This window comes from Paenarthrobacter sp. CAP02, from assembly GCF_040137855.1.
In the GTDB taxonomy this organism is placed as follows: Bacteria; Actinomycetota; Actinomycetes; order Actinomycetales; family Micrococcaceae; genus Arthrobacter.
In genome coordinates, this window is sequence record NZ_JBEEII010000005.1 from 284,164 (window position 1) to 305,177 (window position 21,014).

The following is a 21,014-nucleotide window of genomic DNA, read 5'->3' on the forward strand; positions in this document are numbered from 1 at the left end:
CCTTTGACAGTTCTTGTCAAACACGCGCAACCAGTCGAGTCACAGAGTACCTAGTGAGAGACGAATATGACATACAGCACATTTAAGGAAATTTGTCTTGTCACGGCGCTGGCGATTCGTCATGGAAAGACAAACAACGGACCGCAGGATCCAACCTGCGGTCCGTCGCGGATCTCCACCCGGTGAGGCTAGCCCTTCGGCGTCACCTGCAGGCGATCAAACGAGACCTGGATACCGTCCTTGTCCAGGACCACAACATCGTCCCGGCCGTTCTTGACGTCCGGGGGAAGGATGAATTCCACGGTGTTGTCAGTGGTGGGGAAAATCCACCCCAGACGATAACCCGTCTTGTTCAGGTACACGTAGTACCACTCTCCGTACTCGAGGCCCTTCAGCACCACCTTCTGACCCGTGCGGTACTTGTCCGCTGTACCAAGATCCGTAGGCGGCGTCCCCAAATCCTGGACGGTCAGAGCCGGCTCGGTGCTGGGTTGCGCAGGCTGCACAGCCAGGACCAGCGCATCGCCTTCAGCTCCGGCGGCAACCTCACGGGAACCATTCATTGCCTTCACCGCAAAAGACGCAGCGGCCAATCTCCCGCCGGCAATGTCCGCTGCTGTCAGTACGTGCTCGCGGGTGGCTGTCACGCTGGAACCGGCTGCGAGCGCAGCTGCCGAGATACCGGCGTCGGGTGCTTCCAATCCGGTCACGGCGACATTGCCCGCGTTGCCCACCGTGTAGGTGTACGTAACGGGATCGCCGGCACTGGCAAACCTGTCACCATCTGCGTCTTCCCACGCGGCGGAAACGGTTGCTTCAAGCTTGGGCTCACGCACCGTAAGATCCACTTCGCCGCCGTCCACTGTGATGGTTTTGGTGCTTTGGCCTGCGGAACTGACCTCCCAGGTGGTCTTCGGAACGAAGAATCCCTGTTCGGCTTCTTCAGCGGTTACGGTGTGCCTTGGGGTGGTGCATTGGTAGCTCTGCCCGGCCGGCAGGACACTGTAGCGGCAGTTGCCCGGCCCTTCCGGAAGGAATGGGCTGAAGTTGCCAGCAGTCGGAACTACCTTCTCGACCAGCGGACTGGTGTTCTTCACTGAGAACGTATAGGGAACCAAGTCACCTGCAGCGTATGGCTGCGTGGCAAGGTCACGCCCGACGTCGGCACGCGCCCCGCTGATGTCTGCCGTTAGCAGTCCATCGCGCAAGGCGACGGCAGCGCCGGTGAATGGAACAGTCTTTGTGAGGGACGGCGTTGAACTTGCGGTGATGCTGAAGCTGGCTTCCGGCACGAAGAAGCCCCGCTCAACGTCTGCTGCCGTAATGACGTGTTTGGCAGTGGTGCAGCTGTAGCTCGCGCCCGCGGCCAGGTTGTTGTAGCGGCAGTTAGGGGCCGACGGCGGCAGGAACCCGGAATCGAACGTCCCGGACAGTGGCACTGAGTTGGCCGTGACGTTCGCTGTGCTCTTGACGTTGAAGGTGTAGCTGAGGGCTTCGCCTACCTGGTAAGGGTTGGCGACGACATCGCGTGTTGGCGCGGTCCCGGTGATGGTCAGGCCGACTTGCGGGGCCGCGGGCACGGTGGCGGTGAAGGTGAACTGCGAAACCCGGCCATCCGTCGTCGTGAAGGCAGCATTAAGGTCCTGCGGGCCGCTCGCGTTGGCGGGCGCAGTGAGGGCTACATTGACGGTGGCTGATGCCCCCGGTTGCAGGGAAGGAACAGGCACTGTGGTGGCCGACCAGCCGCTGGGCGTGTAGACCGTAGCCGTCGCACCGGACAGCGTGGCGGCTTCCTGGTTGGTGACGGTCACCGGAACCTGCTGGGTAGCACCCGGCGCGGTGGTGACAGCCGGCACCGAGAGCGGGGCGCAGGCGTAGTTGAGCCAGGCGTCGTCGAACGTGGCGAACGGCATGTTGTCTGTGTAGTTGCCCTCATAGAGGACTCCGAACTTGCCCGCAGCCATCCGGGTGACAGTGGAGTAAGCCGAGAATCCGGAACGGATGGTGCGGACGCCAGGCCAGGTGGCGCCGTCGTCGCAGGAGACGCGCGCGGAGACATTTTCGCGGCCGGTCTTGGAGTTGGCGTTGGTGAAGATCAGCTTTTTGGCGTCGGCAGAGCCTTGGGCGGCGTCCGGGAACATGCGCGATATGGATCCATTGTTGGCGGGATCCGGGAGCTCGGTGTCCTGCGTGACCGGACCGTAGGTGGCGCCGCCGTCAGTGGAGATGGCCACCTTGCGGTACCCCTGGTTGGCGTTGTCGCGGGAGTTCAGCAGAACGCGCCCGTCGGAGAGTTCAACGGTTTTGTTCTCGTCCATCCGGTCACCGACGTTGGCACCCTTCTTCCACGTAGCGCCGTGGTCATCGGAATAGACCGAGTAGGCCTGGATCTTGTTGGTGCCGTCAGCCTGGCGGACATCACCGGCGTACTGCTGGATCAGGCGGCCCTTGTACTGGCCGTACTTCAGTTGGATGCCCTCGCCGGAGGATGCGAAGTTGGACCGCACATCGCCTGCCACGGGGCTGGTCTTGCTGGTTCCGGGCTTGGTGACGTTGGTGATGAGCCGCGGCTGGCTCCAGCTGAGGCCGCCGTCGGAGGATTCGATGACGGCGGATGAAATGACGTTCCGGTCGTTGTCATCGTTTCCGAACTGGCTTCCACCGAAACCTTGGTCTTTGGAGTACACGAAGAATGCGAAGACTTTGCCGGCCTCGGCGTCGTAGACATACGAGGGGTCGCTGTATCCGTATTTGGGACCGCTGGAGTCGGCAACATGTCCGGCGGCAATGGTCGTGACGGGCCCCCACGTTTGTCCGCCATCGGTGCTGCGGCGCTGCACTATCGAGTTCGGGTTCGGAGCATCCGTGGCCGATCCGGGGCGGCCATCCCACGCGGCAAGGACCACGTTGTTGCCCAGGTACGTCAGGGCGGGGATCCGGTAGAAGAAGTTGGCGGCCGTGCGGTCCGCGCCGAGGTTGGCCTCGGCGAAGGCGCCTGGGGAGGCTGTGGGGTTGGCCGGTGGGATGGGTGCGGCGGTAGCTGGTAGGGCCAGCCCGGCCAGAAGGCCCAGGCTCAGCATGCCGGTAACTGCGATACGGGCGGGCGATGGTGATCTCAAATCGAGGTCCTTTCGAGTGGATGCTACGTGCTACGTCGAACGTCCTACCACCATAGGGTGTTCTGAGTCACATGGCCAGCATTACGGAGTATTCGGCTCTTGATGGGCGCCAAGCGGTAGCCTCGAGAAAGAACCACCCACCCCCATGACCTTGGAGTTGCCGTGAAGATCCTTGCCCCGGACACCATCGAACTGGACCTCGCCGAGCTCACCGATGCCGGGGACGAGGTAGCCACCTACGCCGTGGACCAGCCCATTCCCGGCGATCACCGCGATGCCGACGTCCTCATTGTGTGGCGCAACACTGCAGAAAACCTGGCGGACGCAGCCCACGGAATGCCAAACCTCAAGCTGGTCCAGACACTGGCCGCCGGGCCCGATTCCGTTCTGGCGGCCGGCTTCGCCCAGCACGTGGCCATCACCTCCGGCCGCTCGCTGCACGACGGTCCCGTCGCCGAGCACGCGCTGGCGCTGGTTCTTGCGGCGGTCCGGCGCCTGGATGTCCTGCAGGAAGCCCAACGGAACACCACCTGGAACACGGAGTTCAACGCCGCCCAGTCCGATCCCGCGACCGAACAGCTTTACACGCTCGACGGCGCCAACGTCACTATCTGGGGCTTCGGCTCCATCGCCGGACGGCTCGCTCCCCTGCTGGCCGCCCTGGGCGCGAAGGTCACCGGCGTGGCCAACTCCAAAGGTGAGCGCTACGGCTTCCCGGTGGTCTCAACAGACGAACTCCCCCACGTCCTGGGCACCACCGATGTGCTGATCTCCATTCTTCCCGCCACCCCCGACACCACCGATGCCCTGAACGACGACATCCTCAGGCACCTTCCCGCCCGCGCCGTTTTCGTCAATGTGGGCCGCGGCGCCACCGTTGACGAAGACGCACTGCTGGCCGCCCTGCAGGAGGGACGGCTCCGCGTGGCAGCCTTGGACGTCACCAAGCAGGAGCCGCTCCCGGCGTGGTCGGAGCTGTGGGCCGCGCCGAACCTGATCATCACCCCGCACGTGGCCGGCAACCGGCCCAAGGGCTCATCCCAATTGGTCGTTGGCAATGTCGCTGCACTCAAGGATGGCAACCCTTTGACCAACCAGGTCGCCGGCCAGGGGCACGAAGCGGCCACGTAAAAACGGGCCTGACCTCCGCTGAGGTCAGGCCCGCTTTTGCGGTAACGGTCAGGCGTGCTCGTAGGTCAAGCAGTCAGCCGCTTCACGGCCGGGCCCTACTCTTACGTCGTGTGCTTCGCACATGAGGTTGTTGTTGTGGACGCATTCGGACCGCTGGCACGCACCCACGTGGGCAAGGACCTTGGGAAGGCCGCCCATCGCATTGGTGTCGATGAACGTTGCGCAGGAGGCGTGATCCTGGGTGCCACCAATGGTGATTCCAAATGCGGTACAGCCGTCGTGGTTGAAGCCGCAGCTGCCCACGCTACAGGCGGATACTTCGGCAATGTGTTCGGTCATTGTTCCTCCTGGCTGGATCCTGAATGGTACGGGGGCGAACCCCGCGTGTACCTCCAAGCTACGCCGGAATTACATGGTTGAACCCGAATCATTAGCGCATTTGTGCGTGCGCTATTAGCCGGCTAATTGCGGGGTGTTCGCAATGCTTCGCTGATCTTTGCCCGCGTTTCCTGGTCCAGGGGTGGGGTGAGGTGCCGCTCCCGCGCAGCCCTGTCGGACAGGATCTTTTGGATGACCATCCGGCCAAGCCCGGCAAAAACGGCCGCAGCCACAACGCCCAGCACCATCGATTTCGGTTTCTCAGCCATGCGGCAATCCTAGTGACGCAGGCCACCTGCGGCCAGCGCCGCCGTCGAACCCTGGCAGCGGCGGCCGCTGGGCTTGGCAGCGGCGACCGTCGGGGCTTGGCGAGTGCCGCCGTCGGGCCCTCAAACAGGGCATTTTCCGCCGTGACGGCGGGGGGTCCTCGCGGAAACGGGCTGAATAGGGTATGTGCGCCGCTCCCGGTAGAATAGGTGTGCAAGCTCGCGGAGCGCCCCCCATGCCGTTCAAACATTGCAGTTCACAACCGTGTTTAACCCTGTGTTCTAGACGCTGTTTGGATGCGGCTGAACGGCGTGAGACGGCACCTCCGCGGCAGCCTTATTTAAGGTTCACCCAACTCACCGCACAGGAGTTACCGGATGCCCCGGATCGTCGTTGACGTCATGCCCAAGCCCGAGATTCTGGACCCCCAGGGGAAGGCCATTGTGGGTGCCCTGCCCCGCCTCGGCTTCAACAGCTTCAGCGCAGTCCGCCAAGGCAAGCGCTTCGAACTGACGGTCGATGGCGAGGTGACCGACGCTATCCTGGCCCAGGCCCGCGAAGCTGCCGAGACCCTCCTGTCCAACCCGGTGATCGAGGATGTCGTCAACGTCGAGGTCGTCGAGGCCTGATATGACGTCGATCCCCCTGATTGGCGAGGCTGTAGCCGTCGCCGCCGAGCCCAGGCTCGCAGGCGCCAAGGTTGGCGTCGTCACCTTCCCCGGCACCCTGGACGACCGCGACGCCGCTCGCGCAGTGCGGCTCGCCGGCGCCACGGCGGTTCCGCTCTGGCACGCCGACTCCGAACTGGGCGACGTTGACGCTGTCATCATCCCCGGCGGATTCTCCTACGGCGACTACCTCCGTGCAGGCGCCATCTCGCGTTTCGCGCCGCTGATGACCAAGATCATCGATGCTGCCAACTCCGAGGCGAAGCTTCCGGTTTTGGGTATCTGCAATGGTTTCCAGATCCTCACCGAGTCGCACCTGCTGCCCGGTTCGATGATCAAGAACGACCACCTGAAGTTCATCTGCCGCGACCAGACGCTGCGCGTGGAAAACGCCAACACTGCCTGGACCGTGGATTACACCGATGGCCAGGAAATCATCGTGCCGTTGAAGAACCAGGACGGCCAGTACATCGCGGACGAGAAGACCCTGGACGCCCTTGAGGCCGAGGGCCGCGTGGTGTTCCGCTACGTGGGCTTCAACCCGAACGGCTCCCGCCGGGACATCGCCGGCATCTCCAACGCTGCCGGCAACGTGGTGGGCCTCATGCCGCACCCCGAGCACGCTGTTGAGACCGGCTTCGGACCGGAGGCTGGTTTGTCCGGCTCCGCCGGCGAGCCCCGCGACACCGATGGCCTCGGTTTCTTCACCTCCGTACTGACCAAGATTGTGGGAGGCGACAAGTGACCACGGAAACCACCAAGAAGTTCAACATCGACACCGTTGAGCACGCTGCCAAGACCCCGGACACGGAACTTCCGTGGTCCGAACTGGGCTTGAAGAAGAACGAATTCGACGAGATCGTCAAGGTCCTTGGCCGTCGCCCCACCGGCGCCGAGCTGGCCATGTACTCCGTCATGTGGAGCGAGCACTGCTCCTACAAGTCCTCCAAGAACCACCTCCGCCAGTTCGGCGAGAAGGTCACCGAGGAAATGAAGAAGGACATGCTGGTGGGCATCGGCGAAAACGCCGGCGTCACCAACCTGGGGGACGGCTGGGCCGTGACCTTCAAGATCGAGTCCCACAACTCGCCGTCGTTCGTTGAGCCATACCAGGGTGCCGCAACCGGCATCGGCGGTATTGTCCGCGACATCATCTCCATGGGTGCCCGCCCGGTCGCCGTGATGGACCCGCTGCGTTTCGGCGCGATCGACCACCCGGACACCGCCCGCGTCATGCACGGTGCCGTTGCCGGCATCGGCGGCTACGGCAACTGCCTGGGCCTGCCGAACATCGGCGGCGAAATGGTGTTCGACTCCGTCTACCAGGGCAACCCGCTGGTGAACGCACTGGCCGTGGGCGTCATGCGCCACGAGGACATCCGCCTTGCCAACGCTTCCGGCAAGGGCAACAAGGTTGTCCTGTTCGGTGCCCGTACCGGTGGCGACGGCATCGGCGGCGCGTCGGTGCTGGCTTCGGAGTCCTTCGACGACACCAAGCCCTCCAAGCGTCCGGCCGTCCAGGTGGGCGACCCCTTCGCTGAGAAGGTCCTCATCGAATGCTGCCTCGAACTCTTCAAGGGCTCATTGGTTGAAGGCATCCAGGACCTGGGAGCCGCAGGCATTTCCTGCGCCACATCCGAGCTCGCCTCCAACGGCGACGGCGGCATGGAAGTTGAACTGACCTCCGTCCTGCTGCGCGACCCCACGCTGACTCCGGGCGAGATCCTGATGTCCGAGTCGCAGGAACGCATGATGGCCGTGGTCACCCCGGAAAACATCGAAGCGTTCGAAGCAGTCATGGACAAGTGGGCTGTGGAGTACTCCTGGTTGGGTGAAGTCACCGACACCGGTCGCCTCATCATCACCTGGGAAGGCGAAGTAATCGTCGACGTCGATCCCCGCACCGTTGCGCACGACGGCCCGGTCTACGACCGTCCGTTCGCCCGCCCGGAGTGGCAGGACTCGGTCCAGGCCAACACCTTCACCGGCTCCGTCGAGGACGCCGGCCGCCCGTCAGCTCCGTCCGAGCTGGCAGCAGCCGTCACCGAGCTCATCGCATCGCCGAACATGTGCAGCAAGTCCTGGATCACCAAGCAGTACGACCGCTACGTCGGCGGCAACACTGCCATGGCATTCCCGGACGACGCCGGCGTGGTCCGCGTTGACGAGGAAACCGGCTTGGGCGTTGCCCTGGCCACCGACGCCAACGGCCGCTACACCTACCTTGAGCCGTACCAGGGTGCACAGCTGGCATTGGCCGAGGCCTACCGCAACGTTGCTACCTCCGGCGCCGTTCCGATGGCCGTCAGCGACTGCCTGAACTTCGGCTCCCCCGAGGACCCGGACGTCATGTGGCAGCTCGCAGAAGCCATCCGTGGCCTCTCCGACGCCTGCATGGAGCTCGGCATCCCCGTCACCGGTGGCAACGTCTCGCTCTACAACCAGACGGGCACCACGCCCATCCACCCCTCCCCCGTGGTGGCAGTCCTGGGCAAGCTCGACGACGTCGCCCGCCGCACGCCGTCGGGCTGGCGCGAGGACGGCCAGGCCATCTACCTGCTGGGCACCACCGCAGCAGAGCTGGATGGTTCGGAATGGTCCAACCTGCGCGGACACCTCGGTGGCCTGCCGCCGAAGGTCGATCTTGCTGCCGAGCGTGAATTGGGCCAGATCCTGATCAACGCGTCCCGCGACGGCATGGTTGACGCTGCCCACGACCTCTCCGAGGGAGGCCTCGCGGCTGCCCTGGTTGAGGCCTCGCTGCGCTACGGTGTTGGCGCCCGCATTGCCCTTGAGGAACTGATGGAGCGTGACGGCGTGGACCTGTTCACGGCCCTCTTCTCCGAATCCCAGGCCCGCGCCATCGTTTCGGTGCCGCGTTCGGAGGAAGTCCGCTTCAAGGACATGTGCACGGCCCGCGGCTTCGCCCACATCCGGATCGGCGTCGTTGACGCTGCCGGTGGAAAGCTGGAGATCAACGGGGTAGACGAGCTCTCCCTGGACGCCCTCAGCGAAGCACACGAAGGTACGCTGCCGAAGTACTTCGGCTAAGACCTCCCCGCTTAAAGCAACGCGGGGTCACTTACGGCCCATAAATCCCCTCGGGATGGGCCGTAAGTGACCCCGCGTTGCTTCTTTAAGCCGGCCAGGCATCCTGTCGGGCCAGCTGGGCCGTGAACTCGGCCTCCGGCAACGGCTTGCCGAAGTAGTAGCCCTGGCCGCTGGTGCAGCCAATGCTTAGAAGGGCTTCAGCCTGCTCGGCCGTCTCAATGCCCTCCCAGATACCGTCGAGGCCGCAGGAGCGGATCACCTGCTGGATGGCAGCAAGGAAGCCGAGCTGAGTGGAGTCCTTGCCCAGTTCCTTCACGAACTGACGGTCCACTTTCACGCGGTCCACGGGAAGTTTCCGGAGGTAGCCCATGGACGAATAGCCCGCGCCGAAATCGTCGATTTCCAGTCCCACTCCCAGCCTCTGCAAGCTGGCCAAGGTGTAACGGTCCAGTTCGTTGTTGTGGATGATGGCGCTCTCCGTTAGCTCAAGCACCAAAGACTCCGGGGCCAGGGACTCCTCCGCCAGGGCCTCGCTGACGTCGTCCACGAACTCAAGGCTTTGCAGGTCTGCGGCGGAGACGTTGATCCGCATGGAAAAGTCATGGCCCGCGGTGGCCGGATCCTGCCGCCACTCGCGCAGTTGCCGCACGGCCGTCCTGAGGACCCAGCGGCCCAGCTCAGCAATGAGGCCCGTGGCTTCGGCTACCGGAATGAACTGGTCCGGCATGATGAGGCCATGCTCGGGGTGGTTCCAGCGGACCAATGCCTCGGTTCCCTCGATCCGTCCCGTGGCAAGCTCCACGATCGGCTGGTAATACAGGACCAGTTGCTCCGAACGGATGGCGTCGCGGAGTTCGCCCACGATCTGGCGTTGAAGCTGCCGGGCGTGCAGCGTTCCCGGGTCGAACGCCTTGAGCTTGTTCCGGCCCTCGTTTTTCGATTCCTCCATGGCCAGGTCGGCTTCCTGGAGGAGGTCCTCGGCGCTGTGGTGTGCTTCGGCGATCCGCAGGCCCATGCTCGCCCCGCAGCGGACGGAGTTGTTTCCCAGGTCGATGTTTGGTTCCAGGGCGGCAAGGATGCGGTTCCCGACGGCGGTGGCCCGGCTTTGCGGGGTGGCCGGCAACAGCACGGCGAACTCGTCGCCGCCCAGGCGGGTGACGACGTCGTTATCGCGGACGGCCGACTTGATGCGCATGGCCACCGTCACCAGGATCTGGTCCGCGGCGGCATGGCCGGCGGAGTTCTTCAGTGCCTTGAACCCGTCCAAGTTCAGCAGGAGCAGCGCTGGCGGTGCGGCACCTTGGGCCGTGGCAGCCTGCGCGTCGTTGTAGGCGTTGATCAACGCCAGGCGATTGCCCACCCCGGTCAGGGCGTCGGTCAGGGTGTCCCGACGCTGATCATAGCGAGCCTGGTGCAGTTCCTCCATCAGGGCCTGGATGTGCCGTTCCAGCCGGCCGATCCTGGGGTCCAGGCCTGCTGGAGAGCCGGACGAAATGCTGGTCACGACTCTTCCAGGCGGCGCAACGTGGTGTCGGCAACTGCCTGTGGTTTGGAAACGGGGTTCCTGCGCTCGTCCAGGAAAAGGCGGTAGGAGGCGATGTCCAGCCGGCCGTCCGGTTCTGCCTTGTACCCTGCCCGGTAAACGTGGGTGATCCAGGACCCACCCAGGATGGCTTCGATCCAGGCGTCGCATTCGGCCAGCGGCAGATGAACCCGGCTGCCTGTGTTGCGGCGGTGCCCTGCGATGGACACTGTGATGCAACTGCCCTTGAGGCCTTTGTCGGCCGTGAACCGGGCGAGTCCTTCGACGTCGGCCACTATGGTCAGGTTGGCGTTTCCGTCCTCGACCGACTGGACGGGACTCATCCGCACTGACCGGCGGCCGGCGTTCAGTGACGGGATTGCCGCCCCCTGGTACGGTGCGCTGGTGATGTCCTGCCTGAAAGCGGACAACTCGTGGTTGTGCTGGATCTGGATCCTGGTGGTGAGTTCATTCATGATCGTGCCTCATCCGCGATAATGGCCGCCTGCAGGCGGTCTGCTCCGACAATCCGGTTTCTTCCTTGTGCTTTGGCGCTGTACAGGGCCGCGTCCGCTACCTCGATCATGAAAGTGAGGTCCTCGGCAGCGTTGGGGCTGGACGTGACGCCATAACTGATCGTGGGGAACGTGACGCCTTCGGGAACGGCCGTGGCAGCCATGCGGCGACTGATCTCGCCGGCAATGTTCTCGGCCCGTTCCTGCGTGGCCCCCGGAAGGAAGAGGATGAATTCCTCGCCACCGTAACGGGCTATGAGGTCGGTGGACCTGGCAGAGGCAGTGCAGGCCGCTGCGAAGGCTTTAAGGGCGACGTCCCCGGTGCCGTGTCCATGCTCATCATTGACGGCTTTGAAGTGGTCCAGGTCCGCCAGGATAATCGCGACGTTGGAGTCAGTGGCACGCAAGCGTTTGAGTTCGCCAGTGGCCAGGTCCAGGAAGGTTCCACGGTTCAGCAGGCCCGTCAGGTGGTCCCGGGCGGCCCGTTCCTTAAGCCCCTTGATGAGCTGGTCGCTGGTCAGTGCCGTCATGCTGAAGGACACGGTGACCAGCAGGACCATGGACACCAGCCCGGATGGTGCGGGCCCAAAGTATGTGCGGAAAGTAGCGCTGGTAGGACCTTCCATGGCGTAGACGGCCCAGCGGCCCAGATAGTAGAGGGCCAGCAGGCCAGCGGCCAGCGAAAGTGCCTTATGCGCCTGGGAGTGGGAAGACTTGATGAGCCAGAGGTCGGTGGCCGCCAGTGCGATGCCCGCTGTCATCATGGCCAGGTATACAAAGCCCCCGGACCACACGTTGGTTCCAGGTTCCTCCAGCAGGGAGGCAACGGCCGTGATCCCCGGGCCCGCTGCCAGCTGCCACGGCGCTGTTTTTAGGTCCCGCAACGACCTCGCTCCGGCCCAGACGCTGAATGCGCCGGCAACCACCAGGACGTTGCCCGCCGGGTTGGCCCACTGCTGATGAGTGGTGCCGTTGAGGAGGAACGCCGCGTTGCCCACCATGAATTCCAGCAGGGCAACGCTCCACCAGCCTGCGTAGGGTGAGCGGGTGCGGTAGAAAGATGCGCAGAAAAGCGCGAAGAGCGTCAGCGTGACCACGCCCAAGGCAACCCGTACAGAGAATGCATCGAGAACCATGGCCCAACCCCCTCAGCTGGTAATGCTTCGGCCTTTGAGCCCAGTGTGATGTGGCTCGCTCAACCCCACTGCGGCATTACCTCAAGATTTGCTCAAGATCCCTGGCTTCAGGGCGGATTCTCACCCGGCCCAGTGGCCGTCGTCGTGGTACTCGGCTTCCAACCCGTGCGGTGTCTTCTCCCATTTGTGGGGACTCGTCAGCATCTGCCACGCGGCCCGCCAGGCCGCCACCGAGTGCAGCACCCAGTAGAAGGGGTTGAGCAACGCGAAGATGGCGATCCGCCAGCCATGGCGCCGCAGCGTGGCTACACCGGAGACGACGATCATCATGGCGTTGCCGAACAGCATGGACACCACGCCACCCACCAGTAGCCATTGGGGCAGTACCAATCCAACGATGTCGTAGCCGATGTACGTGACCACGGTGAACCCGACCACCAGCGGGTAGGCGAGGAATGCCAGCGGTGTTCCCAGGATCAGGCCGAGAAAGCCTATGGTGCCGGCGATCCCGGTGCTCCTGATGTAGCGCAGCGAGTTCCTTGTGTTGACGGCGGAAGTCACCATGTAGCCCTTGATCCACCGGGTGCGTTGCTTGATCCAGGCGGGGACCTGCGAGCAGGCTTCCTCCCACGTGGTGGAGTCAATGACGCCCACCCGGTACCCCTCCACAGCGGCACGGAGTCCCAGGTCGGCATCCTCCGTGACGTTCCAGGGGTCCCACGCACCGACTTCCTTGAGCAAGGAGGTGACGAAGTGGTTGGAGGTCCCTCCCAACGGCAGGGGAATCCCGGAGTTGTCCAGCCCGGGAAGCATGGAGTCGAACCAGTGGGTGTATTCGATGGTGAACATGCGGGTGAGGACGTTTTGGTCTGCGTTGAAATAGTTCAAGGCTGCCTGGACACAGATGAGGGGTTTGCGGTCCGGGTTGAGGTGTTGCCGCTCGAACTCGTCCTTCTTGAACGCTGCGATGGATGCCCGCAACTGGCCCGGATCCGGACGGTCCTCGGCGTCGTAGATCACCACGTACTCCCCGCGGGCAAAAGTCAGCCCGTAGTTGCAGGCACGGGGCTTGGTTTGCGGCTCGCCCTTGGGCACGATCAGGATGCGCACGTACTCCGGCGGCCTGGAAGCTTTCGCGGCGGCGATGGTCTCGGCGTCGTCCTCTTCCAGGAGCACAAGGACGTCAAGCTTGGAGCGAGGGTAGTCCAGTTGCCCAAGGTTGACCAGAAGTTTGTCAATGATGTTGGCCTCGCGGAACACCGGAACCAAGATGGTGTAGATGGGCAGGTCTGCGTCAGGAACCCGGTCTTCCGCCAGGGGTGGGAGTCCACGGCTGGCCCGTTCCCGGTTTCTGGCCTTGGCCACTGCGGCCTCATGCAGGCTGTCGAAGGGCCGGCGGAGGCTCGCCAGGGACTTGAAGGCGATGCTGACCAGGAACACGACGTTGGCCGCTGCCAGCAGCACGACGACGGCGGTCAGCGGGGACACCACGAACGCCGCCACGATGCCTGCCACCAGGACCACCGGCAGGAGTCGCTGCCACCGCGTCAGGGCCGTGCGCGCAGATTCCCCCGGACGCTCTTCGGCGAGGCGTTCGGCCGATTCATAGAGAAGGTGCCGACGGAACGATCGCTGGATGGATTGGTTGATGTCCCAGTCGGTGGTGGTGCGGAACTCGACGGCGGCGGCCCCGAACGTCAAGGCTGCTTCGTGCGCAATGGCGTCCGTGGGTGCCACCGCGGTGGCTATGGTGAGGACATCGCCTTCCATCCGCCAGGGCAACCAGAACGGTTCCCCGAGCTCGCTGTAACCGAGCATCTCCATAAGTGCGTCATCCGCCGGTTCAGCCACCAGGTCAACCAAGGGGGCCTGCCACTGCTGGGCCAGCACTTCATAAATCCGACGGCGGTCCAGCCCCGCTTCCAGGATCAGGTGCCGGCCGAGCAGCCCGCCTTCAGCTGCGGCCCGGTCAAGTGCCCGCTGGAGTTGCTCGGGGGTCACGAGCCCTGCTTCGAGCAGTGTCTGGCCGATCGACTTCCGGTTCAGCCGCTGCTCCGCAACGTGGGATGGAGGTGTCATCAGTGTGAGGACCTTTCATAGATCCGGTGTGTTGGCGTGGAGAAAGCGACTGAGTAACGCACGGTGAATCCGGGGTCCTTCACAATGGCCTGGTACACCAAGTCGGTGGGGCCGGAATCGCGGGCACCTGAGCCTGCCTCCACATTAACGAAGACCCACTTGGCGTACTTCGCCGGATCCTCCAGGGCGGGGGCAAAGTAGTCGCCGGACGCGCGGTTGTAGATTTCCTTGAGGGGAATTCCCATGACGGGAAGGATCGCATTGCCGCGGGCGCTTTCATCCATGAGGATTCCTCCGGACTCATAATGGGCGTTGAGCCAGCGCGCTGCAGCGGTTGAATTGGTGGTGGATTCCGCGGACATCCGGCCTTCTGCCAGAACGGCCAGGCGAGCAGTCGGGTCCTCATTCCACCACAGGTTCTGCCCCACCAGTCCTGCCAGCAAAGCACCGACCACCCAGGGCCTGAACCGCCGGGCCCGCGTGATGTCCTGGACGAACACAGCCACCAGGATCGCCACCAGCGGCAAGGCCGTCAGTGCGAATCTGTTGTTCCACCACGTGGACGGCAACGAATGGTCGTTGTTGATCGCGGTTTGGCCCAGGAACAGGCTCAACAACGCAAAGGCGTAAGCACTGCCGGTCACCGCCACCAGCAAGGTACTGTTCGCGAATCCCCGCCTGAAGACAAGCACGACGGCGCCGCACGCTGCCATCGCGAGGACCAGGACGCCGGCTGTCTCCAGCAGCGACCAATGGAAAGTAGTCAGCGTCAGTCCCAGGTTGCCCTTGGTAGGCAACAGGCCGCCGTCGGTGATGTTCTTCTGCTGGGCGTAGGCGGAGTACTGCCCGAACATGAACTCCAGCGGGTTGCCGTAGATGGCCCAGTTGTAGGACACCCACCACAGCACGGCGGCTGCGGGAATCATCACGTAACCACCGGCCATGATGAGTGCCTCGCGCCAGGCGCCAGTGCGGCGTTTGGCGACTATGAGCACGAACACGGTCCCCGTCATGACCAGCGCCCAGCCTTCGTACCTCGAGAGCACGGCGGCCGCGGACGGGATGCCGGCGAAGACAGCGAGTTCACCGGCGCTCATGCGGCGACGGCTGGTTGCCCAATGCGCCAGGCCTGCCATGCCGCCCACGATGCACATGATCAGCACGGGCTCGGTGAGGGCCGTGGTGTAGACGTACAGGACCGCGGGGTTGGCCAGGACAACCAGAGTGGTGGCCAGTCGGCCGGCCCGCCCCAACCCCAGCCGGGCTGCAATGAGGTACAGGCCCGTGGTGGTGGCTGACAAGGCCAGGATTCCCAGAAGCCCGGCCGCCCAGCCCGTGCTGAACAACCACATGTTCACCACGAATGGCGCAAGCAGCAGGTGGGGCATGGGCAACCAGACCGTTCCCAACTGCTCGAAGCCCGGAGCCTTGCTGTCGAAAATCCGGCGTGCGATGGTCAGATGGCTCTGGGCGTCCGAATAGTCCAGGTTGGTGCCGTGCCCGATCGTGTACAGGCAGGCGAGGTACCCGACCACGGCCGACAGGAGTGCGACGATCCTGGTCCCCGGAACCTTGCGGCCGGCAACCGGGGCGTCGAGCCGTTCCCATGCCCAGGCGAGCAAAGCCAGGGCCGCAGGCACTGCCTCCTTCCGGTGGCCGGCACGACGCGTGGCCAGGCTAGTTGCCATGGCCCGGTTCGGAAGATTTCAGCTCCGCATCCACGTAGGCCTGCGCTTCCTTGGCACGCCTCCTGGCCATCAGGGTGCGCAGCGCAAACGCGAGCCCAAGGACCAGTACGGCTCCGCCGATCCACCAGGCGTACGGACGGTAATCATCGGTGACAGCCTTTTGCGGAACAACGACGTTGCTCTCCAACAACACCGGTGTACCGGACGGTTGCGTCACCAGGAGGTTGCGGGACAGCGAACCCCAACCGCCTTCAACCCCGCCCACGTGCGTGGCAAGCGTTCCTTGGAGCGTGGCAGCTGCCGCGGCGTCGCCTTCGGGGGCCCATGCACCCAGCAACAGCAGGTTGCGCCCGCCCTGTTCAAAAGCTTCCAGCACGCCATAGGGGGCGGAGACGCCCACGCCATATTCGACGTCGTCAGGTGAGATCGTGCGGAACTCCGCCAAACGCAGGGGTGCTGAGAGCTTGTTGGCCACCTCTGCCGTGGCACCCACCACCAGCCCGGATTCACTCGATCCGGCCAGTGAATCGATGCCCACCACCCGGGTGTCCAGCAGCGAGGCACTGTCCCGCTGGAGGGCAGCGATCAGGGTGGCGGCGTTGAGGGTGTTCGCCTGGGCGTTCCCGTCGCCGAAAGCTACCGGAACGCTCTGGCCCAAAACCTGCGGGAAACGCGCGAAACCGGCCTTGGTGGAGTCACCGCGGACAGCCGTCACGGTGCTGCCCGCCGTATCCAGCGTGACTTCCATGGGCATGACGCCTGCCGGTCCGGAACAATCGCCGCCGGCGGGGAGGGCAGCCAGCCGGATCCGCAAGCCGTTCTTCGCCTGGAGCTGGCCGGCTGGAACCTCAGCGTCCACACTGAAGGTGTCGCCGCCGTCGAGGTTCCTGGAACTGAGCAGGTAGTCGTTCCAGAAAACTGAAAGCTGCGCCTGGGCGTTATTTGGCACGGCCGTGTGGGTTCCCTTGAGCTGGACCTTCACCGAGGAAACAGGTCCGCCGAACTGTGATTGCGAGATACCAACATAGGATTCCGGGGTGCCATAGCCCGAGAGCTTGAGCGAGGTGCTCCCGAGGTCCTTGATGGTCTGGGTCAGGCCCTGCGCGGCGGGCAGCGCCGAGGTCAGGCCGGTGACCGACGGTGTCACCGCGAGCGCGGTCTTGTCGCTGGCCAGGGCCCTGGCAGCGGTGCGGAGCTGTTCCTCGTGGCCGCTAAGGACCAGCTGCGGCAGTCCCGCGGTGGTGGTGAGCTTGGTTCCAACCTCGCCCTGGTCGGGGACGACGCTGAGGATTCGGCTGCCCGCGGGCAGGTTCGCCACGTGCGCCGCCAGCTCGCCTTCCGGAACCACAGTGACTACGGCATCCGGGTAACGGTGCGACATCGCTGCCGAGGCAGTCATGATGGCCGCCGACACATCGGAGCCCGGATCGGCCGGGACGGGAAGAACGACGGCGGGCACGGACGCCGGGAAGAACTCACCCACTGTGGTGGGTGCTTTGGCGGTCCCGCTGAAGTCCACCACCGTGTTGTTCAGGGTTGCCGTGGCGTTGGAGAGCACGCACATGGTCTGGGTTGCGGGAACGATTTGAAGGCCCACGGTCAACTGCTGGTCCAGCACGTCGGAATTGCTGACAGCGGCATCGAGGGCAATATTGGCAGCAGCGGCAGTCTCCAGCACAACACGGCCGTTAACCGTTGCCCGGACTGTGCCCTCCAGCTTCCCGGACACGACGATTGTTCCCTTGACCCGTGTGGGCTCCAGGCCCGAAGCCACCGGAACCACCAGGACCTGCTCCGACTGCCCTGCGAGGGCAGAAACGCTGGACGATGCCTTCAGGGTTGATCCCTGGGAGGGTGCAGCGACTGCCGCCGGAATGGTGGCCGCAGACAGGGCCAAAGCGGCAGCGAAGGCGAGCGTCACCGCCGCGGCACGGTAACGGGTATGGGGTCTGGTTCGGGCAGGGGCTAAGGGCACGATGTCAGTCCTGGTAACTAGCAGCGAATGAGTCCGTCAGCCTCTTGGGCCAACCTCATAGACACTGCCAAGCCCAACTCAAGGTGCGTGGCTGCATTTCCTCAAGATTCCATCAAGTCCTTGCGGTTCCATCCCACTGACCTGCGGTGATAATGAACCATGTGGATCGGTTGGATCGAGTTCGACGTCCTCTTGGGCGATGTCCATAGCTTGAAGGAAAAGCGCTCGCTGCTGCGGCCCCTGGTGGCGGAATTGAAACGGCGTTTCGAGGTTTCGGCCGCAGAGACCGGGTTCCAGGACCAGCATCGTCGCGCCCTGATCGGCGCGGCACTGGTGGCCCCGGACAACGTGCATCTTCAGCAAGTGCTCGACGCCGTTGAACGGTTCGTGGCTGCCCGGCCCGAGTTTGAGCTGCTGAGCGCCCGCCAGCGGGAGCTGCACAGCGAGGACTAGTAGCCGGGCACTAGTAGTCGGGGATTAGTACCCGATGACGGCCAGCCGCGTGGACTCCAGGTGGGAATCGATGGCCTGGTGCGCTGCGTCAAGGCTCCGGCTGCGCAGGGCGTCAACTATGAGCTGGTGCTCGCGGAGTACATCGCCGGCGCGGTCCGTCCCTCGGGAGACGGCCTTAACGCCGATCCTGAGCTGCTTTTGCCGCAGTGAGGCGTAGAACTCGGCGAGGACCGGATTGCCGCCTGCCCGGACCATGAACGTGTGAAACTCGGTATCCAACTCGATGAACCTTGAGGGATCCGTCTTCGCTTCGCGCTGCTGGTCGATGATGCTTTGGAGGGCGTCGATCTGGGCTTCGACCATGGTTTCAAGCGAGAGGACAGCCCACTTCTCCACCACGGACCTTGCCTGCAATATCGCGCGGACGTCCGGGTCGGAGATCGGCGGGACATAGGCGCCCTTGTGCGGGATGCGCTTGACGAAACCTTCGGCTTCGAGACGGAGCAGGGCTTCGCGAACCGGGGTGCGTGAGGTGCCCGTGGTCTTGGCCAGAATGCCCTCGTTGAGGAATGTTTCCTCGTCGCGGGGCAGGGCCGCGATATAGCTTTTCATCCACTGGTACGCCACCTCTGGCTGCGATTGTGCAGCCGGGGTCATCTGGATCATGCAGAGCCTTTCTCGCGAAGCCCAGTATACGAGTTGCGTTCAGGGCCGTCCCTGATACCTCCAAGAAACTTCTTCGTTAAATATAGACAGGTTGTATACAACCCGTCTACAGTGAAGTGCAGTGACGGCGTCCAGTGACTCCGCTCACGTACGGAACCCCTCAATTTCCTGGGACCGCCAGGGCTCCTTTCCCCAGAGCCCACCCGTCCCAACCGCAAAAGGATCCCCACTATGACCGATTTGAAGAAAGCAGAACTGAGGCAGCAAAAGCACTCCAGCCTGCCCGTCGTGGCTGCTTCGAGCCTGGCCGGTACCGCCGTCGAGTGGTACGACTTCTTCCTCTACGGAACTGCCGCTGCGCTGGTATTCAACAAGCTCTTTTTCCCCACGGATGATCCCTTGGTGGGCACCATGCTGGCCCTCGGCACATTTGCGGCGGGCTTCCTGGCCCGGCCTCTCGGCGCAATCGTCCTGGGACACCTCGGCGACAAGCATGGGCGCCGCGCCACCCTGGTGGCCAGCCTCATGCTCATGGGAGTCGCCACCACCCTCATCGCCTTCATCCCCTCCTACGCCGCCATCGGAGTGGCAGCGCCGCTGCTCCTGCTGCTCCTCCGCCTGATTCAAGGATTTGCCCTCGGTGGCGAGTGGGGCGGCGCGGTCCTCCTCGTCTCCGAACACAGCAACGAAAGTGCGCGTCGCGCCTTCTGGGCCTCCTGGCCCAACATGGGACCGCCCCTCGGCAACCTCATGGCAGCCGGTGTCCTGGCAATACTGGCCGCCACCATGCCGGAGAGCGAATTCCTGGCCTGGGGCTGGCGCATCGCCTTCGGGTTGTCTGCCTTGCTGGTGGTCATTGGCCTCATCCTGCGGCTCTACGTCCAGGAGACTCCGCTGTTCAAGGAAGCACAGCGCAGGCGCGAAGCCGAAGGCAACCAGGAACGCAAGATGCCGCTGGCCATCCTGTTCCGCCGTAACTGGCGGGAAATCCTCATCGCCACGGGCAGCCGCATGGGCGAGAATGCAGGCTTCTACATCTACTCGCTGTTCATCATCACCTACGTCACCCAGATCATGGGGTTGCAGAGGCAGACAGGGCTCACCGCCGTCATGATCGGCCAAGCCGTTGCCGTCGTCGCCATTCCCATCCTGGCTCTCTATGCGGACAAGGTGGGCCGCAAACCAATCCTGATCGGAGCCTCCATTGCCACCGTGGTCTGGGCCTTCGCTTTCTTCTTCCTGCTGAACACCGGGCAGCTGTGGGGCATCATCGCCGCCGCAGTGGGTGGACTCCTGATCTTCGCCGCGTACAGCTCGGTCATCGGAGCCTTCTTCTCCGAGCTCTTCCCCACGGACGTGCGTTACAGCGGTACCTCCGTGTCCTACAACCTTGCCTCGCTGATCGCCGGCTCGTTGTCCCCCATCATCGCCCTGGCCCTGTACAGCGCTTTCGGCACCGGTTACGCGATCGGAATCTACCTCGCCGCCATGGGCGTGATCTCCATGGTCTCGGTGATGTTCGCCAAGGAAACCAAAGGCCTGCGGCTCAGCGACCTGGATAAGGACAACGCATGAAAATCGCACTCGTCCAAGTAGCCAGCCCCGACTCCGAAACCCGCGAAGACCGGATCGACCGCGTCGAGACCATCCTGCGAAGCATCAAGGGCGCCGATCTGATAGTCCTTCCTGAACTCTGGAGCGCCGGCTACTTCCATTTCGATGACTACGAGGCCCTGGCCGAAACGCTCACAGGGCCCACCGTGACCATGTGCGCACGGGTGGCCGCGGACCTGGGCGTCCACCTCCACCTCGGCAGCATCATCGAAGCCCACGAGGACGGCCGGCTCAGCAACACCTCCATCCTGCTGGGACCGGACGGCAGCGTGGTGCACACGTACCGGAAGGTCCACGTGTTCGGCTACAAGTCCAAGGAGGCGAGCCTGCTCACGGCGGGGTCATCACTGCCCGTTGTGCAGCTGCCATTCGGTGCCGTTGCAGGCATCACCTGCTACGACCTCCGCTTCCCCGGATTGTGGATGGAACTGAGCACCCGAGGCGCGGAGATCGTCATCGTCCCCGCAGCATGGCCAGCAGCTCGGCGGGAACACTGGCGCCTGCTCACCACTGCACGGGCAGTGGAACACCAGATCTTCGTGATTGCCTGCAACGCCGCCGGCAGCCAGGAGGGTGCCGAGCTGGGCGGCCACAGCAGGGTTGTGGACCCGGCAGGCAAGGTCATTGCCGAAGCGGACTCCGGAGAAGCCGTGCTCATGGTGGACATCGACCCCCAGCAAGTGAACGCAGTCCGCACCGAATTCCCGGTCATCGGCGACCGCCTCGCCGCATACGACACTTTGACGCTCTAG

At 64.0% G+C, this 21,014-nt stretch carries 17 protein-coding genes; 7 read left to right on the forward strand and 10 right to left on the reverse strand.

Features of this window, described 5'->3' with window-relative positions; all coding sequences use genetic code 11:
• Positions 1-188: 188 nt before the first annotated feature.
• Entirely contained in the window at positions 189-3,080 is a 2,892-nt protein-coding gene (locus ABHM97_RS11185) for an exo-alpha-sialidase (RefSeq protein ID WP_349470771.1), read from the reverse strand.
• Positions 3,081-3,281: 201 nt separating this feature from the next.
• Here ABHM97_RS11185 and ABHM97_RS11190 point away from each other — a divergent pair, with 201 nt between their 5' ends.
• Positions 3,282-4,250 (forward strand): NAD(P)-dependent oxidoreductase, encoded by a 969-nt coding sequence (locus ABHM97_RS11190; RefSeq protein ID WP_349470708.1) that lies wholly within the window; start codon positions 3,282-3,284, stop codon positions 4,248-4,250.
• A 48-nt stretch (positions 4,251-4,298) separates the two neighbouring features.
• Here ABHM97_RS11190 and ABHM97_RS11195 read toward each other — a convergent pair whose 3' ends face one another.
• Positions 4,299-4,589 (reverse strand): DUF1540 domain-containing protein, encoded by a 291-nt coding sequence (locus ABHM97_RS11195; protein ID WP_211713976.1) that lies wholly within the window; start codon positions 4,587-4,589, stop codon positions 4,299-4,301.
• Between the two features lie 122 nt (positions 4,590-4,711).
• Positions 4,712-4,897: a hypothetical protein gene (locus tag ABHM97_RS11200; protein ID WP_349470709.1), complete on the reverse strand. Its 186-nt coding sequence runs from the start codon at positions 4,895-4,897 to the stop codon at positions 4,712-4,714.
• Between the two features lie 375 nt (positions 4,898-5,272).
• On the opposite strand from ABHM97_RS11200, the gene purS reads away from it, so the two are divergent.
• The 3 genes from purS to purL are packed head-to-tail and all read left to right on the forward strand — an operon-like array spanning position 5,273 to position 8,614.
• Positions 5,273-5,524 (forward strand): phosphoribosylformylglycinamidine synthase subunit PurS, encoded by a 252-nt coding sequence (purS, locus tag ABHM97_RS11205; RefSeq protein WP_011773385.1) that lies wholly within the window; start codon positions 5,273-5,275, stop codon positions 5,522-5,524.
• Position 5,525: 1 nt separating this feature from the next.
• Positions 5,526-6,308 (forward strand): phosphoribosylformylglycinamidine synthase subunit PurQ, encoded by a 783-nt coding sequence (gene purQ / locus ABHM97_RS11210; protein ID WP_349470710.1) that lies wholly within the window; start codon positions 5,526-5,528, stop codon positions 6,306-6,308.
• Positions 6,305-8,614, forward strand: a complete 2,310-nt coding sequence (gene purL / locus ABHM97_RS11215) for a phosphoribosylformylglycinamidine synthase subunit PurL (RefSeq protein WP_349470711.1) — start codon at positions 6,305-6,307, stop codon at positions 8,612-8,614. Before purQ ends, purL begins: the two co-directional genes overlap by 4 nt.
• Before the next feature lie 85 nt (positions 8,615-8,699).
• Here purL and ABHM97_RS11220 read toward each other — a convergent pair whose 3' ends face one another.
• From ABHM97_RS11220 to ABHM97_RS11245, 6 genes are all read right to left on the reverse strand, one after another.
• A complete protein-coding gene (locus tag ABHM97_RS11220; protein WP_349470712.1) occupies positions 8,700-10,118 on the reverse strand; it encodes a putative bifunctional diguanylate cyclase/phosphodiesterase in 1,419 nt (472 codons plus the stop codon).
• Positions 10,115-10,612 carry a hypothetical protein gene (locus tag ABHM97_RS11225; protein WP_349470713.1) on the reverse strand — a complete coding sequence of 166 codons (498 nt, stop codon included), beginning with the start codon at positions 10,610-10,612 and terminating at the stop codon, positions 10,115-10,117. Before ABHM97_RS11225 ends, ABHM97_RS11220 begins: the two co-directional genes overlap by 4 nt.
• Positions 10,609-11,787 (reverse strand): GGDEF domain-containing protein, encoded by a 1,179-nt coding sequence (locus tag ABHM97_RS11230; protein WP_349470714.1) that lies wholly within the window; start codon positions 11,785-11,787, stop codon positions 10,609-10,611. Before ABHM97_RS11230 ends, ABHM97_RS11225 begins: the two co-directional genes overlap by 4 nt.
• A 120-nt stretch (positions 11,788-11,907) precedes the next feature.
• Complete coding sequence (locus ABHM97_RS11235) at positions 11,908-13,866, reverse strand: glycosyltransferase (RefSeq protein ID WP_349470715.1); 1,959 nt, start codon at positions 13,864-13,866, stop codon at positions 11,908-11,910.
• Positions 13,866-15,554, reverse strand: coding sequence for an ArnT family glycosyltransferase (locus tag ABHM97_RS11240; protein WP_349470716.1), 1,689 nt, complete (start codon positions 15,552-15,554; stop codon positions 13,866-13,868). The genes ABHM97_RS11235 and ABHM97_RS11240 overlap by 1 nt, the downstream gene beginning before the upstream one ends.
• Positions 15,544-17,529, reverse strand: a complete 1,986-nt coding sequence (locus tag ABHM97_RS11245; RefSeq protein ID WP_349470717.1) for a cellulose biosynthesis cyclic di-GMP-binding regulatory protein BcsB — start codon at positions 17,527-17,529, stop codon at positions 15,544-15,546. Before ABHM97_RS11245 ends, ABHM97_RS11240 begins: the two co-directional genes overlap by 11 nt.
• A gap of 159 nt (positions 17,530-17,688) precedes the next feature.
• Between ABHM97_RS11245 and ABHM97_RS11250 the strand changes: the two genes are divergently transcribed.
• A complete protein-coding gene (locus ABHM97_RS11250) occupies positions 17,689-17,982 on the forward strand; it encodes a DUF503 domain-containing protein (RefSeq protein ID WP_349470718.1) in 294 nt (97 codons plus the stop codon).
• Between the two features lie 24 nt (positions 17,983-18,006).
• On the opposite strand, the gene ABHM97_RS11255 is transcribed toward ABHM97_RS11250, so the two are convergent.
• Positions 18,007-18,648: a GntR family transcriptional regulator gene (locus ABHM97_RS11255; protein ID WP_349470719.1), complete on the reverse strand. Its 642-nt coding sequence runs from the start codon at positions 18,646-18,648 to the stop codon at positions 18,007-18,009.
• A gap of 231 nt (positions 18,649-18,879) precedes the next feature.
• Between ABHM97_RS11255 and ABHM97_RS11260 the strand changes: the two genes are divergently transcribed.
• Together ABHM97_RS11260 and ABHM97_RS11265 are read left to right on the forward strand one after the other, a co-directional pair.
• Positions 18,880-20,223, forward strand: coding sequence for an MFS transporter (locus ABHM97_RS11260; RefSeq protein WP_349470721.1), 1,344 nt, complete (start codon positions 18,880-18,882; stop codon positions 20,221-20,223).
• Complete coding sequence (locus ABHM97_RS11265; protein WP_349470722.1) at positions 20,220-21,014, forward strand: carbon-nitrogen family hydrolase; 795 nt, start codon at positions 20,220-20,222, stop codon at positions 21,012-21,014. The genes ABHM97_RS11260 and ABHM97_RS11265 overlap by 4 nt, the downstream gene beginning before the upstream one ends.

What these genes read in the sequence shown, in the direction of transcription:
- ABHM97_RS11195 (WP_211713976.1), bottom strand. Translation starts at nt 4,589, where the DNA reads ATGACCGAACACATTGCCGAAGTATCCGCCTGTAGCGTGGGCAGCTGC.
- ABHM97_RS11240 (WP_349470716.1), bottom strand. Translation starts at nt 15,554, where the DNA reads ATGGCAACTAGCCTGGCCACGCGTCGTGCCGGCCACCGGAAGGAGGCA.
- ABHM97_RS11265 (WP_349470722.1), top strand. Translation starts at nt 20,220, where the DNA reads ATGAAAATCGCACTCGTCCAAGTAGCCAGCCCCGACTCCGAAACCCGC.
- ABHM97_RS11200 (WP_349470709.1), bottom strand. Translation starts at nt 4,897, where the DNA reads ATGGCTGAGAAACCGAAATCGATGGTGCTGGGCGTTGTGGCTGCGGCC.
- purS (WP_011773385.1), top strand. Translation starts at nt 5,273, where the DNA reads ATGCCCCGGATCGTCGTTGACGTCATGCCCAAGCCCGAGATTCTGGAC.
- purQ (WP_349470710.1), top strand. Translation starts at nt 5,526, where the DNA reads ATGACGTCGATCCCCCTGATTGGCGAGGCTGTAGCCGTCGCCGCCGAG.
- ABHM97_RS11225 (WP_349470713.1), bottom strand. Translation starts at nt 10,612, where the DNA reads ATGAATGAACTCACCACCAGGATCCAGATCCAGCACAACCACGAGTTG.
- ABHM97_RS11260 (WP_349470721.1), top strand. Translation starts at nt 18,880, where the DNA reads ATGACCGATTTGAAGAAAGCAGAACTGAGGCAGCAAAAGCACTCCAGC.
- ABHM97_RS11230 (WP_349470714.1), bottom strand. Translation starts at nt 11,787, where the DNA reads ATGGTTCTCGATGCATTCTCTGTACGGGTTGCCTTGGGCGTGGTCACG.
- ABHM97_RS11250 (WP_349470718.1), top strand. Translation starts at nt 17,689, where the DNA reads ATGTGGATCGGTTGGATCGAGTTCGACGTCCTCTTGGGCGATGTCCAT.
- ABHM97_RS11255 (WP_349470719.1), bottom strand. Translation starts at nt 18,648, where the DNA reads ATGATCCAGATGACCCCGGCTGCACAATCGCAGCCAGAGGTGGCGTAC.
- ABHM97_RS11235 (WP_349470715.1), bottom strand. Translation starts at nt 13,866, where the DNA reads ATGACACCTCCATCCCACGTTGCGGAGCAGCGGCTGAACCGGAAGTCG.
- ABHM97_RS11185 (WP_349470771.1), bottom strand. Translation starts at nt 3,080, where the DNA reads ATGCTGAGCCTGGGCCTTCTGGCCGGGCTGGCCCTACCAGCTACCGCC.